Source organism: Rhizobium gallicum bv. gallicum R602sp (genome assembly GCF_000816845.1).
Taxonomy (GTDB): Bacteria; Pseudomonadota; Alphaproteobacteria; order Rhizobiales; family Rhizobiaceae; genus Rhizobium; species Rhizobium gallicum.
The window spans coordinates 360,778-374,989 of record NZ_CP006879.1; the positions used below are offsets into that span (position 1 = coordinate 360,778).

Annotated in this window: 7 protein-coding genes and 4 pseudogenes; 5 read left to right on the forward strand and 6 right to left on the reverse strand. The window is 58.0% G+C overall.

The window, feature by feature from the left end; translation table 11 throughout:
- Nucleotides 1–414: 414 nt before the first annotated feature.
- Nucleotides 415–1,474 (forward strand): annotated as a pseudogene (locus RGR602_RS36200) (IS630 family transposase).
- 383 nt (nt 1,475–1,857) lie between these two features.
- Here RGR602_RS36200 and RGR602_RS22690 read toward each other — a convergent pair.
- The 3 genes and pseudogenes from RGR602_RS22690 to RGR602_RS36210 all read right to left on the reverse strand — a co-directional run.
- Nucleotides 1,858–3,672 (reverse strand): ABC transporter ATP-binding protein, encoded by a 1,815-nt coding sequence (locus RGR602_RS22690; protein ID WP_040114333.1) that lies wholly within the window; start codon nt 3,670–3,672, stop codon nt 1,858–1,860.
- Nucleotides 3,673–4,112: 440 nt separating this feature from the next.
- A pseudogene (locus tag RGR602_RS36205) lies at nt 4,113–4,615 on the reverse strand (IS30 family transposase); the annotation flags it as partial.
- A gap of 19 nt (nt 4,616–4,634) precedes the next feature.
- Nucleotides 4,635–4,791, reverse strand: a pseudogene (locus RGR602_RS36210) (S-(hydroxymethyl)glutathione dehydrogenase); the annotation flags it as partial.
- Nucleotides 4,792–4,886: 95 nt separating this feature from the next.
- Between RGR602_RS36210 and RGR602_RS22695 the strand changes: the two are divergent.
- A pseudogene (locus RGR602_RS22695) lies at nt 4,887–5,683 on the forward strand (IS30 family transposase); the annotation flags it as partial.
- A gap of 146 nt (nt 5,684–5,829) precedes the next feature.
- On the opposite strand, the gene RGR602_RS22700 reads toward RGR602_RS22695, so the two are convergent.
- Nucleotides 5,830–7,728, reverse strand: a complete 1,899-nt coding sequence (locus RGR602_RS22700; protein ID WP_040114334.1) for an IucA/IucC family protein — start codon at nt 7,726–7,728, stop codon at nt 5,830–5,832.
- An 850-nt stretch (nt 7,729–8,578) separates the two neighbouring features.
- Between RGR602_RS22700 and RGR602_RS22705 the strand changes: the two genes are divergently transcribed.
- Nucleotides 8,579–10,132 carry an ISL3 family transposase gene (locus RGR602_RS22705; protein WP_040114468.1) on the forward strand — a complete coding sequence of 518 codons (1,554 nt, stop codon included), beginning with the start codon at nt 8,579–8,581 and terminating at the stop codon, nt 10,130–10,132.
- Here RGR602_RS22705 and tnpA read toward each other — a convergent pair.
- Complete coding sequence (gene tnpA, locus RGR602_RS22710) at nt 10,105–10,617, reverse strand: IS66-like element accessory protein TnpA (RefSeq protein ID WP_082046645.1); 513 nt, start codon at nt 10,615–10,617, stop codon at nt 10,105–10,107. The two genes, RGR602_RS22705 and tnpA, sit on opposite strands and share 28 nt — an antisense overlap.
- A gap of 268 nt (nt 10,618–10,885) precedes the next feature.
- On the opposite strand from tnpA, the gene RGR602_RS22715 reads away from it, so the two are divergent.
- A complete protein-coding gene (locus tag RGR602_RS22715; protein ID WP_040114335.1) occupies nt 10,886–11,359 on the forward strand; it encodes a hypothetical protein in 474 nt (157 codons plus the stop codon).
- A gap of 248 nt (nt 11,360–11,607) precedes the next feature.
- Nucleotides 11,608–12,093 (forward strand): HNH endonuclease, encoded by a 486-nt coding sequence (locus RGR602_RS22720; RefSeq protein WP_052451708.1) that lies wholly within the window; start codon nt 11,608–11,610, stop codon nt 12,091–12,093.
- A 148-nt stretch (nt 12,094–12,241) separates the two neighbouring features.
- Here the strand turns inward: RGR602_RS22720 and RGR602_RS22725 are convergent, their stop codons facing one another.
- Nucleotides 12,242–14,212: a DUF3732 domain-containing protein gene (locus RGR602_RS22725; protein ID WP_040114336.1), complete on the reverse strand. Its 1,971-nt coding sequence runs from the start codon at nt 14,210–14,212 to the stop codon at nt 12,242–12,244.

A 14,212-nucleotide genomic window follows, 5' to 3' on the forward strand; every position in this document is an offset into this window, starting at 1 on the left:
ATGCCATCCAGCGGTGAGACTTGAAAGGTCCGCCGCAATCGTGGCAACTATGTCATCGAGCACGACATCCCACACGGTGTTGACGGTGCAAAGTTCGAACAGGGCCGGGCGCGATCTCCGCTTTTGTCTGTTACGGCCCAGCGCTGAGGACGTTGCTGCCGAGCTGTGTTGGACGTGTTGCAATGTCTGCCTTCGTCATGGGTTGCTATCAGTCTGACTACAATACGTCGCAAGCGGCAGTGATGACGCCTTCGGTGGCATGCTTCACTACCACGGCCGGAGTGCACGTATCTTTCGGACACACCGGAGTGAGAGCTGCGCCGATGCGACTAATACCGACGCTTGCTGAATTTGACTCACGGGATTCCGTTTTCAGGCAAATCATGATTCAACATGGCGAAAGGAGATTTCGCCATGGGAACAGCGTTGGCAATTCGGACGGATTATACGGCGGATGACCTGCGCCGGTTGGCGAGGCAAAGTCGAGATGCAGATTTGTCGCGTCGGCTGTTGGCTCTGTCGGTCATTTATGAAGGTGGCTCTCGCAGCCAGGCGGGTCTATTGGGGGTGTCGGTCTGCAGATCGTCCGCGACTGGGTCGAACGTTTCAATCAGCACGGTCCTGATGGTCTTAAGACCGGAAAGGCGAAAGGCCGGGAGCCCTTGCTGAACGACAAGCAGCGCAAGGCGCTTGTCGAGGCCGTTGAGAAAGGGCCGGCTCCTTACCTCGATGATGTGGTGCGCTGGAGGCTCGTCGACCTGGTGCAATGGCTTTGGCAGGAGCATCGCATCTCCATCAGCCGCCAGACGCTTGGGCGCGAGTTGAATGCCATGGGCTATCGCAAGCTCACCGCACGTCCCCAGCACCATGCACAGGACCCGCAAGCGATTGAGGACTTTAAAAAAACTTCCCCGCCGCAGTGGCGGAAATCGCCGCCGGAACCGGCAAAGGCAAGCGAATAGAAGTCTGGTTCCAGGACGAGGCCCGGATCGGCCAGAAAAACAAGATTACAAGGCGGTGGGCCAGACGTGGAACACGGCCCTCAGCGCCGCATGACCAGCGCACGAGGTCGGCCTATATCTTCGGAGCGATTTGCCCGAAGCTCGGCAAGGCCGCCGCACTCGTCATGCCATGGTGCGACACCTCTGCCATGAACCAGCATCTGACCGAAATTGCACGCCATGTCGCCGAGGATGCGCATGCTGTTCTCATCATGGATCAAGCTGGCTGGCACATGTCCAACAATCTCATCGTGCCCGAAAACATCACGATCCTGCCGCTGCCGCCAAAGTCGCCTGAACTCAACCCGGTCGAAAACCTATGGCAGTTCATGCGCGATAACTGGCTGTCAAACCGGGTCTTCAAATCCTACGAGGACATCGTCGACCTCTGCTGTGATGCATGGCGCAAGCTGCAACGACAGCCGTGGCGCATCATGTCCATTGGTCGGAGAAAATGGGCCAATGAGTTCTAATCATTGAGCGGTGGTATAAGTTCTACCATGTTCGACTCCAGTGTCTGCGCAGCACTATATGCAGTGTTCCGGCGTATCGAACCTTCATTTTGCCACAAATTGATCAAGAGAATGCCACAAAAGAACGCGTGAGATGGATATCGTTGGGGGCGTGGAAGACTATGGCACCTCATTTCCGAATTTGCTTAAAATATCGCCGTTCAACGACGCGCATCTTGCCGACCTCATGGGGTTCAGTTTGGATCATGTTTTGCGCGGCGCAGCGGCCTCAGGCAAATGGCTCATAAGCCCTTAGTTAGATGGTCAACGAAATTGTAGAATTTTATACACGATGAAGCTGGCGGAACTCGCTCCACGCGGCCTTCTTATTAACGAGTACGTCCTTAACGTGACGAGAACTGAGTGAGCTCTTCGGTTAATTCCAGTGCCTGTCGCTCAAATAGGCGGCGGTAGATGCCGCCGTCGAGGCGGATCAGCGCGGCATGATCGCCCTGCTCGATGATGCAGCCGCGTTCGAAGACGAGTAGCCGGTCGAGCGCGCGCACCGTCGAGAGTCGGTGCGCGATGATCAGCGTGGTGCGCCCGACCATCAGCCGCTCCATCGCCTTTTGGATCAGCGCCTCCGATTCCGAGTCTAGGCTCGATGTCGCCTCGTCGAGGATTAGGATCGGTGCATTTGTCAGGAAGGCGCGCGCGATCGCCACCCGCTGGCGCTCGCCGCCGGAAAGCTTCACGCCGCGTTCGCCTACCAGAGTGAGGTAGCCCTTCGGCAGGCGCGCGATGAACTCGTGCGCGCTGGCGAGCCGGGCCGCTTGTTCGATTTCGGCCTGGCCGGCGCTAGGATGGCCATAGGCGATGTTCTCGGCGAGCGATCGATTCAACAACAGGCATTCCTGCTGCACGATCGCGATCTGCGAGCGCAGCGAAGCCTGCGTCACCTTCGAAACGTCCTGGCCATCGATCAGGATTCGGCCGCCGTTCAGGTCGTAGAGCCGCTGGATGAGCTTTACAAAGGTGGTCTTGCCGGAGCCGGACGGACCGACCAGACCGACCTGTTCGCCGGCCTTAATCGACACCGAAAAGTCATTGTAGAGTGGCACCCCAGTACCATAGTGGAAATGGACGTTCTCGAAATCGATGCGGCCCTTCGTGATATGGATCGGCTTAGCTTCCGGGCGATCAGCGATGCCGAGCGGCTGGCTCTGGAGATCGACCAGCTCCTCCATATCATTGACCGAGCGCTGCAGGTTGCGAACGTGCATGCCGACGTCGCGCAGATAGCCTCGCAGCAGGGAGAACGAGGTGAGCACGAAGGCGACATCGCCCGGGGACGCCTGACCGCGTGACCATAGAAGTAGCGCATAGCCGATGACTGCCGCCCTGAGCGCGAGTAGAGTTATACCTTGGGTTGTGCCGTTGATCGTACCCCGTATCCAGGTCCGGCGCATCCTGCGCCGCCACTTGGCGATGACCTTCGCCAGGCGCTCGTCTTCCCGTTGTTCGGCTCCGAAGCCTTTGACAACCGCGTTGCAGCTGATCGCGTCCGCGAGCGCGCCGCCAAGCCGGGTATCCCAGCTATTAGCAAGGCTCGCCAAGGGCGCGACATAGCCGAGCGATAGCGTGATCGTCAGGGCGACGTATACAAAGGAGCCGCAGGCAATAATCAGGCCCGTTATCGGCCAGTACCAGCCCAGCAGCACGGCCGAGCCGATTAGCATGCTGAGAGAGGAAAACAACGCGATGAGAAGCGTGTCGTTCAAGAGCTCGAGCGCCCGCGCGCCTCGCGTGATCTTGCGCACCGTCGAGCCAGCGAAGCCATTGGCATGCCACTCCGTCGACAAGCGCTGAACGCGATGGAATGCATCGATCGAGATGTCGGTCATCATCTTCAGCGTTAGATCGATAATGCGAATGAAAGCAACGTGACGCATGACTATGGCGCCGAGCGCGAGCGCAATCAGCATAGAGAAGGCCGCGAGCGCTGCATCCCACGCTATGGCCTTTGTTGCGGCTCCCTTCGCGACGGCGTCTACCAGCCGGCCTGAATAGAGCGGTGTCAGCACGTCACCCAGCGTGGAGGCGAGCACCGCGGTCATGATGATCGCGAGCCGGGCCGGCTGCCTGCTCCAGTGGCGAACAGTGAAAGCGAGGACGTTGCGAAAAGCGCCGCCGCGCAGATCCATACGGATTCGATCCATGTTCCTATATGAGCGCACCAAGACGCCCGGTCGCAAGAAACCTGAAATAAAAACTTGGCGCGAGGGCGAAAAAATCGCTCGAAATGTGAGTATCTGACGCAGACCTGACACGTTGCTTCTTTCCATTCGCTCCAGCGATATTGATGTCACCCATGACATGAATAGCGGCCGCGAGCTCCTATCGCCTCGCGACAAAGGAGCTTCAAAAGTCGTGCCAACTGCGAAGAAAGAGCCTCAGAGCGAATTCCTGCGTATCATTCAATGGCTTAATGGGAGCGCAGCAGAAAGCAAGCCGAACACCACTGTGCCTCCGAAGCGACAAAACCGACAGCAGGTACGTGCCCGGCGGCATCTCAGGAAATGGCGGACTGGCTTTTTCCGCGAAAACGTTTTTGGAGAATCTAATCCAAGTGCAACAATGACGAGTGGAGGGTAGGGGTTTACGCGCAATCTCGCAAATGCGCCATGAACACCTTGGCTGGTGTGCGATAGCCAAGGCACTTTCTGGGCAGGGAATTTAGATGATGGGCAAAGGGCGACCAGCTGCTGCTGGCTGACGGCGGATAGGTCGGTATCGCTCGGCACAAAGCGGCGGATGCGCTTATTGGTGTTCTCGACCGCGCCTTTCTGCCACGGTGAATTTGGATCGCAGAACCAGCTCCTGGCGCCGATCCCATCTTCCAAAGCCCGAAACCTCGAAACTCGGTACCACGGTTGAAGGTGAAGCTCTGCCGGGCAACGGCGGGTAGCGGTGAGAAGGCATCGACGATCTTGTCGATGAGCGGCCGAAAGTGACGGCTGCCATTTTGATCATCACCGTGTAGTGGCTCTTGCGCTCGACCAGCGAGGTGACATTGGCCTCACCGAGGTCGCGCCGGAAAATCAGGAGATCACCCTGCCAATGGCCGAACTGCGAGCGATCGGCAATAAAATCAAGATGTTGGCCGTCGCGAAATGGTCCATCAGCAATCGGTAACGATGACGGAGCGGATAGACCTGCTCTGGTGCATGAGATCGAAGGCAGTGCTGATCTCTTCGATCGGCATCTTGATGGGTAATCAGATCGTGGATGTTGATCTTGCCTTCCATATACCAATCGACAATCTTGGGGACGTCGGGTGCGGCCGCTTTGGCGCTAAACTTCCAGTTGGTACATTCTATTTCCAAGTGCGACATGCCAATGATTTTAATGGCTTCACTTTGGAGATTTTGGCATGTCGCATTGCTATTTGCAGCTCACCCTGTCCGATCGTCGACGTCTTTTATCAGATTAGGAACGCAAACTCCCGGTTGGTGAGATCACCGCTCGACGATCTACCGAGAACTCAAGCGCAACACGTTCCACGACCGCGAGTTTCCCGAGTACAGCGGCTACTTCGGGACCATTGCCGACGACATCAGCAAGGAGCGGCGTCGACGGCTGCGCAAGCTCACACGCCATCCAGAGCTACGCGAGCTGGTGATCGAGCGACTGAAGGCGCATTGGTCGCCGGAACAGATCGCCGGCTGTTTGCTTGCCGACGGGATCAGCCCAGTCAGCATCTGCCCGGAAACGATTTATCGCTTCATCTATTGCAAGGAGGATTATCCGCTCGGCCTCTACGAACACCTGCCCGAACGGCGACGTAGACGCCGGCCTCGCGGATCCCGCAAGCCCCGTGACGACACCGGATCTCTCAACGGTCTGATTTTATTGATGATCGGTCGCAGCTCGGGCATTGGGAAGGCGATCTGCTGATCTTCGATCGCAAACTCGGCCATTACAATGTGACGTCGCTTGTCGAACGCGTGAGCCGCTACACCGTCATGATCAAGAACCGCAGTCGGCACTCGCGTCCGATCATGGACAAGATCATTGCTGCCTTCTCGCCCTTGCCGTCCTCTGCACGCCGCAGCTTTACGTTTGATCGCGGTACCGAGTTTGCCGACTTTCGGGGCTTTGGAAGACGGGCTCGGCGCCAAGAGTTGGTTGGTTCTGCGGCCCAACTCGCCGTGGCAAAAAGGCACGCTCGGCCGGCCGCGGCTTCTTCGAGACAAGTCCATCGACGCCGGCCAGATCATTGCATCGAAACGATGAGACGGCTAATGCCTATGCGCCGGCGCTCCAATGGCCATAGACAATCTGATATAGGACTGTCCTTCTTTCTCGACAAGCGCTTAAGGCGCGTAGCGCGGCGACTGCGCTGATCGCAGCTCGTCTGCCAACGGATTAGGCATTTGGTGTTCGGCCCTGGAGTCGCGATTGCGCTCCATGAGCGTCCGCATGACCGAATGGGCCGGCCAAGGCTGTTCGAGAAAGGCCTGCCGCTCTTCAGTCCAAAATTCATTCGACAGCATGCGCGGCCGCAACGCCTCGAAGACTTTTTCGGTCTCTTCCCGCAGGACACGCCACAGGCTGTCGCCGAGGACTGAATATTGATCAGTTAGGCAGAGTGCGATTTCGTGGAGATGGCAGAAAAAGCACGCATAGATGAGGTAAGAGCGCACGGGCCTGATGTCGTCGTCGAAGGTCGTCGACAGAACACCCTTGACATAGCCCCTCTCTTTAGAGAGCGGCGCGAAGCTGCGGCCGTCGCCGAAGTCGCGGATCAGCAGCTTCCGCGGCTGGCCGTGACTGTCGAACAGGATGATGCTGTTCTGCTGATGCGCCTCGAAGGCAATCCCGTAGAGAAGATACATGGTGAGTGCCGGGCGAACAACGGTGCGGGCATAGCCACGGAAGAAGGCTGCGACCGTTGCCTCGCTCTCGGTGCCGTTTCTGGCGATGAGCTCACAGATCAGCGGCCGGTCGTCCAGCGGGCTTGCCGTCAGCAGCGCTGCAACGGTGACGGGTAGCAGACCATCGCAGCGTGCCAGGGCATCGACGTTGCGATACACGACCGACAGGAAACGGCCACGATGCTCGTCGCCCGTGTCCGGATGACGCAAAATAGCGCCCAACTCTTCGGTGAAGATTTCCACCTCATCGCGAAGATCATCCTCCTTTGACAGGATGTCGGAAATCCGCGTGCTGAGGCGCGGGCCCATGCGGATCCACCTTCCCTGAAGGGTGCGCTGTGCGCTCGTCATCCGGATGGCGACCGGCACTTTGACAAAGGGTCTCGGCTCCTCCGATTCCGGCAGCATTGTGCGGAACGACATGGAGGGTAGCGTCACAAGTTCCGGACCGTCCGGATCGAGAACACCGGCCTCGATTTCGGGCGCGAATTCGCGTCGCACGAAATTCTCGAGGTGCCAGGCGTGAACGGGCAGAGGCACCCAGTCCTCCGTCGCTTTGCCGCGTGCCGTCATACCGTCCGCCCAGTCGCGCCAGAGTTCGGGAAAGTTCCGGGCGAACCATTCCGAATAGCCGCCCACATGCGGCATCTTCTCCACATAGGCCCAATCGCTGCGGAGCGCCACGATGCGCAGGCGCACCCGCGCGCCGAACTCAGGCGACAATGCAACAACGTCCTCGGGGGCGAGGCCGGGCTTGGCCTTCCAGGTCGGATAGAATGGATGGCCTTCCAGCGCGCCCCATTGGTCGAGGGTCATCGCCGCGAGGTGCGGCGGCAAGTTTTCTTCGAGATAGGCGAGGAATCCAGACGCACCCGCTTGGGCGATTTGCCCCCTTAGCTCGGAGCTCCACTGTTCGCGATGGCGCCGCGCGAGAATGTCGTTACACACGCTGCTGTCGACGTCGCGCAGCAGATGCTCCAGTCCGTTGGGGGCCGGCGTAATCGCGAGAGACGGAACGACTTCGCTTATCAAGGCGGCGGGATCCTCGATCCTTTGCTGACCGCCGGTTCCATAAAGCACTTCGACCTGCCCGCGATTTTGCACTATTCCGGCGGGCGCAAGGCGCAGGTCAGTGAAATGTAGCACACGCTGCGAAGCCCAGAGGGGGAACCAAGCCTCCCGGTCATCCTTCGCCCACAGCAACGCATCTGGATCGAGCAGACGCTCAGCGAACAGGCAGCGAACCAGCCGGTTAATTGCGTTGCGCGATGCATTCGTCAGAAGCGCGCGATCTTCACTGTGGATGGGATCCGCAGCGGAAGAGATGTTCTTATCCATATATGGAGCCTCCGATCGCTCTGGAGCCGCATAGTCCGAGGGAGGCGTCAGCCAGCTGCGGTGTTGGGCCTTAAACTGCAAATGGGCGACTGCAGTGTTTTCGCGGTGGCACAAAGTTCTTAGCATCGCCTGCATGAAGATCTCCGGATCGACGACCGTTCCAAGGCTCTGTGAAGAGTGAATACACATCTATCTTAACGACGACATCAAAATGGTAGGCAGTTCCTTCCGGCTCGCGATGTTGAAGATACAAAATCGGTGCCAACCGCGCAGAAAGACCATCAGAAACCAGCTTTAGCCTGTTGTTCAATGGCTTAAATGAGAGTTCAGCAAGGAGACACCGAAACGCACCGTGTCTCGGAGTCGACAAAGCCACAATAGGTGTCGGCTCCGACGTTCCCCACGGCGGAAAGGATTTCCCCGCGGGTAGCGGCATTGATCTTTGATAATCGCCGCTAGGGGCCGCTCAACGACCACATTTATGAAAAGTATAGCGTTCAAGCAAGCGCATGGCTTGCATTTCGCGTTGGTAATACGTTCTACGGTTGCTCCCCCGGAGGCCTATCTTGACTTCCTTTTCTCTGATTTTCAGTGAGCCGTAATTTCGATTGATGTAGGCCGTTCCCCCAATAAATGATTCGGGCACGAAGCCCGCTTTTTTGCGCAGGACTTACGGCATGTTGATCCACTGTTTCGTCATCACTATTCCCGAGCCTTGCAATCGAGCTTGGATCGTCAGGTGAAGGCAGGGTCTCTGCGTTCGTTGTGTTCCGGCGTCCAATTTTGGCTCTGACTCAGTTTTGATGCAGTTGTGACGATGCTGCTTGCTGGTTTCCATAAAGGAATCAGCATGAGCACCAAGTTTCGCCCCTCTGATTTGGTACCAACTGGCTTCATCGCCGAACGCATCACCCACATTGACGATGAGACCTGCATTTTGCTTTCCCGAGCCGGTGCTGCGGCGGCGTGTCCGGCATGCGGACGAATGTCGCGAACGGTTCGAAGTCGCTATCGCCGCCAAGTCGCGGACCTTCCCCTCTCTGGGAAACGCGTCAGGCTGCTCGTGCAGACACGAAGGTTCGCTTGTGATGCCGTGCTCTGCGGCAGACAGATATTCGCTGAGCGGTTTGGCGATGTGCTGCCGCCCTATGCCAGACGAACCGGACGCCTCGAGCATGTCGTCCACCATTTGGCGCTTGCGCTTGGAGGACGCCCGGCGGCGCGTTTTGCCCAGCGGCTGATGCTTCCCCTCAGCAACGACACCTTGCTCCGCGTCATCCGCAGGCAAGGACTACCGCCGTCGACCCCGCCCTCGGTGATTGGCATCGACGACTGGGCCTGGCGGCGCAATCATCGCTACGGCACGATCGTGTGTGACCTGGAGCGTCGGCGGCCGGTCCGTCTGCTGCCGGACCGCGAGCCGGCGACGGCGGAAGCTTGGCTGCGGCAGAATGCCCAAATCCAAATCATTGCCCGCGATCGTGGCGGCGCTTACGGGTTGGCGGCCGCAAGGGCATTGCCCGATGCAGTGCAGGTCGCCGATCGATGGCATTTGATGGAGAATGCCAGCCGTGCGTTCCTGGATGCGGTCCGCAAATCGATGCGACAAATCCGCAAGACGCTCGGAGCAACGCGGGTCAATCCCAGGCTGCTGACCGCGGCCGAACGCCTTCAATACGAAGGCTATCTCCGGCGCGAACAGACCAACGCGGCCATCATTGCGCTGGCAAAGGACGGTGTCACGATCAAGGAAATCGTGCGCCGTACCGGTCATAGCCGCGGCTTGGTCCGCCAGGTGCTCAGAGGGCAACGAAACGATGTCTTTCGGTCACGGGAAAGCTCGTTGGAGCCATATCTCGAATGGCTCGACGCGCAATGGGCTGCCGGCAAGCGGAACGGCACTGAGCTGTGGCGGCGTTTGAGAACTCAGGGCTTTCGTGGTTCGCGCCGGGTCGTGAGTGAATGGGCCACACGGCGGAAGCGGGCCGACAAGGCCGATGCGGAATCATTGACCCGCATTCCCTCCGGCAGGACGATTGCTCGCCTCTTAACAACCAACAGAGACAACCTGACGAAATCCGAAACCGTCACCATCGCCGCGATCGAAAGCGGCGTCCCGTTGCTCATTGCGGCTCGCGATATCATTACCGACTTCCATCTGATGGTTCGGCGCAAATTGGAAAACCAGCTCGTGCCGTGGATCGACCGCGCCCGAGACAGTCTGGTCGCCTCCTTTGGCAACGGCGTAGCGAAAGACATTCAGGCGGTTCGGGCGGCGATCGTCACACCATGGTCCAATGGGCAAACCGAAGGGCTGATCACCAAGCTCAAGCTGGTAAAGCGCGAGATGTACGGACGCGGAAAGCTTGATCTTCTTCAAGCCCGCCTGATTGGCGCAACATGAGAGAATTGCACCAAATCTGCGTCAGAGCCAATTTTGAACGCCGATTGACACCCTTCCTCATGTCCGTAGCACCGCAGGCAAGGTAGACCCGAACGCCGGTCCCTGGTCCAATCATGCTGCTTCCACCGCCCGGATGAGCTTGTCAGAACGACGGTATCCACGCCGCTGTCAAAGCGGAGGCTTCGTCCGCAGCATAGTTGCAATTCGATCATCGGCGGCAAACCGCCGGCATCTTCGCGCCTATGGGGCGGGTTCTGCACAACAGGTATGTCAACCGGAAGGAACAGGGCATTCGGCGACGGCGCCAATAGTCCCTTCATCTTCAGCTCACGGCGCCATTTGTAAATCTGCTGCCGCGTCACATCGTGCCGGTGCGCGACTTCGGTCACCGTCGCACCATCGACCCCAACCGACATGACAATGTCGAGCTTCTTCTCATCGCTCCAACGTCGACGCCGTTCCTGTCCAAGAATATCGATCCGCATAAACAAATCCGCCCAAGACACGTCGCTAACGACGTCGTTAAACACGTGTCATAAGCGATTGCGAGGGCCTCTGACAGGCGGTGCCAATCGGGCGGTTACCGCTATCTGCAGGATAGTCCCGTATCGCGCCCTTCGCACTGTCAACTAACCGGTGATTAGCTTCGTCGGATGGGTTCAAGCCTGGAAAGATGAATTTGCGTTTGAATTTCGGGACACTTTCCGAAATCCTGCAGGTCTCGCCCCGGGGAGAAGAACGCAGGAAAGCTGCATGTCCGAAGTCATGAGAGCCCTCAAAAGCAGCGCCGATCCGTTGGAAAATGATCTCGCCCGCGTGTACGATCATTGGCAAGAGGTCAAGCGAAATCGAGGCCAGCAGGCGGGCCTCGGGTATGAACCCCGAGACATCAACGCATTGGGGGCGGTTTCGGTAATTGCGAGCCGGGTCCTGAAGGTTTCTGTCGGTTTTGAAGAAGTCGACCCAAATCAGAGCTACGAAGCCCTAGTGCTGAAATACCCCGAGCGGTTTTCCGATGATGTGATCGCTGCAGCGCAGGAACGGCTAAAACTCGGTGCAAGCAAGGTGAATCAATTCCTACAGCAGGACATTCAGTTCTTCATCAAGTCCAGCGCAATCGAGCTATTCGGAGAAAACGGCGTTCGGCCATCAGCCGAAAGTTGGGTTGGCCGCAAAGCTCACCTTCCCGAGCTTCACAGAGAGAACAGCTATGCTGAGAAATCCTAGCAAAGCGCTTTCTGGGTCTCGTATGGTTGCACGAGCAGGAAAAGGACGGCGAGCGCGGGCGAGGTTTAACTGCCGTGGTCGAGTTTGGCCCCTTGCAGTTGGGATGAATTGCACTGATTTCTGATGCGATGTTTTTTGATCGCCTTGTGGGGAAAGAACTCGTGGAAGCCCACAAGGACGAGGGGAGTTTCATTTCCAGAATAGACACGAGCCGCCATAGCCGGATTTGGCCAATTTAAGATAGCGACGTGGACGCGCTTCTGTCCGCAATCAGGCAAAAAGTCCACAAGATCGCGGAATACGAGAACCTGAGCCCCGACCCGCGTGAAGCCCTAAACCGAGAGAAGATCGAAGACACCACGGCCCTACGCCCGGTGGTCTTGCGGCGATACCAGACCGCGTTCCGGCAAGCGCTCTTGAATAAGCGCTCCAACTGCTGCGCGATAACCGGCACGAGCGAATTATCGGTCTTCGAGGCTGCACACATCATTCCATATTCAGAGAGGTTTGCCGACCGCGACAAGCTGGAGAATGGCCTTCTGCTTAGAAGTGATATTCACAAACTATTTGACGCGCACCTTATCTCCATCAATCCCAAGACTAAGGAAGTTGAAGTTTCTGACCGCATTGGATCATCGGACTATTTGAGCCTTCGCGCCAAAGCCATTGCGGATGATGTTTCCCCAAAGAGCCTAGATTCTCACTTCGAGAACTTTCAGAAACATCGTACATAACCTTGGAGCACTGAAGTGGCGTCCTCCGGGTATCCATCCCATCGCCTCGTGAACTCGTGCCACCGTCGGATCAGCGTTCTGATCGTTGTCCGCAATGGGCCGATTGCAATCGTTGCTCACGTTGGAAGGTATGCACGATCGCTATCCCTCAGGCCGAGTTCGGAGGAGCGATCCATGAATCCGGAACGAGTGCGTCACCATCCCGCCATTCGGCGATAGGCACGACGCCAATGAGTTCTCCCCAAACGTCAGCGCCGGCATGGTCGAGCACAATTGCCTGCAACTGGCCCTTCGCAAGAACGATCTCGTCCGCGATGGCTGAGAACACTCCCCGGACGGCGGCAACGTCCTGATTGCGCGTTCGACCTGGCGCGTCCCGACCTGGTTTGTCAAACCCCGACGGGAAGTAGACCTGGCTTGGTTGGTCGTACACAAGGAATCCCGGGACACAATGATCCGGAAGCTCCCTGAAGAAGCGCTGGAGCGACAGGGTTACCGCGACGTGGTAGGCGAGCCAGTTTGCGCCACTGCCGATTTCCCATAGGTAGTCCTTGCGGTCGGGATGCACGACGCGGACAGTCAGGTCGTCGATCAATACCTCAATCGGCGCATCAGGCCACTCGCCATCAAGCTTGGGCAGGATGGAGGCCGCAATTTTCGAGACATATAGCAGCGCGTTCTCGGTACGCCTGCGAACCTGCTGCTCGGAGTAAATCGCCTTCTGTTCTTCGATCAGGTCCTGCAGTCGACCAATCTCTTCCGCCTGCGTGCCACCATCCTCGGCGCGCTCGAATGTCTCGAGCGCCTGTTCCAGACGACCGAGGAAACGCTCAACTCTGTCTCTTCGGTAAGTTGCTTCCCTGACCTCGTCCGATCGGCGTTCGAGGATCGTGATCTCCTGGCGAACTGCGGCCAAGGCTTTCGTTGCCTCTTCAAGGTCCGACCTGATCCGTAGACGTTCCTTATCGAAAGAGTCGGATAGGCTCGGTTGCGTGCGCAACTGGATTTCAATTCCCGCCAGCGCCTGCACGAGCGCGTCAATTTTCTCGCGACCATCCGCAAGCACCGCTATCGGGTCGCTGGCGGCTTCCGTCCTAGACTTGAGCCACTCCGCGATGTCCAGCCGGTCCTTCTGGATGCGAATAGCGCCGCCGTACTTTCGGCTGCTGTCTACAAGACGTTCCACCTCTCCGAGGTGTTGCCGGAGAATGGAGAGCCTCGCAGCGGTTTCTGATTCCCGGTTTTGCAAGACTTCGAGCTGACGGAGCGAGGGCTCGATCGAGTCGACGGTCGCGAATGATGTTCGAGTGTCGGCGCGCGTCGCCGCACGGAGGAGGTCTATCGTCTGGTTGGGCTCATCTTCGGGAATTGCCGTTCCCTGTGGGAGGAGCCCGAGCTCGAGCGCCTGTCTGAGCCACCCGGTGGTTTCCGCCTGCCAGGCACGGACCGCTTTCTTGACCGTAGACAAAGCGGATTCTGCTTGGCGAAGAATGCGCTGCAGGCGGTCAATCTCCCATCGCGCCGCAACCATTTCCGGAGTCAAAGCACCGAGGACGTAGGGGAAAATAGCCTTTAGCTTCTCTCGATGTTCGGTCGTGTCCGCTCCGAAAAACAGGGCAAGCGGGTTCGCAACGATGTATTGAGGCTGGAAGTTGAATGCGATGAGGTCGCGAAAGCTTACCCGGCTTTGATAGGCCGCGTCCGCATCCGGATTGATCCGGAGCCGCGACAGGCCGGACAGCTCGCCGAGCTTGCGTTTGACGATGTCCGCGTTCGTGTTCTTCTCGGTGATCCGATCGGGGATATCGATCTCGTCGCCTTCTAGGAGGAACATGTCGCCGGTCTGCTTTGCCTCGCCAGGTTCCCGCCGAGCCAGAAGCTTTTTGCCTTCGAGGGTATCCACTACGATACCGAACCATTCGCAGGTATTGCGTATCGTCCCAACCGGAATGCTGCATTTGCCAGACGCCAGGCAGTAGTCGATAATTGGGATTACCGCTGATTTCCCGGTCTTTGACGCGCCGGTGATGACGTTCACCATCCCGGGTTCGAAATGCAGGACACGCGGCGGATGATCAGCCTTGGGCCAGAGGATCAAGCTAAGAATCTGGAAATGCAT

Coding starts and splice junctions, on each gene's coding strand:
- RGR602_RS22690 (WP_040114333.1), bottom strand. CDS start 3,672: ATGGATCGAATCCGTATGGATCTGCGCGGCGGCGCTTTTCGCAACGTC.
- RGR602_RS22700 (WP_040114334.1), bottom strand. CDS start 7,728: ATGGATAAGAACATCTCTTCCGCTGCGGATCCCATCCACAGTGAAGAT.
- RGR602_RS22705 (WP_040114468.1), top strand. CDS start 8,579: ATGAGCACCAAGTTTCGCCCCTCTGATTTGGTACCAACTGGCTTCATC.
- tnpA (WP_082046645.1), bottom strand. CDS start 10,617: ATGCGGATCGATATTCTTGGACAGGAACGGCGTCGACGTTGGAGCGAT.
- RGR602_RS22715 (WP_040114335.1), top strand. CDS start 10,886: ATGTCCGAAGTCATGAGAGCCCTCAAAAGCAGCGCCGATCCGTTGGAA.
- RGR602_RS22725 (WP_040114336.1), bottom strand. CDS start 14,212: ATGCATTTCCAGATTCTTAGCTTGATCCTCTGGCCCAAGGCTGATCAT.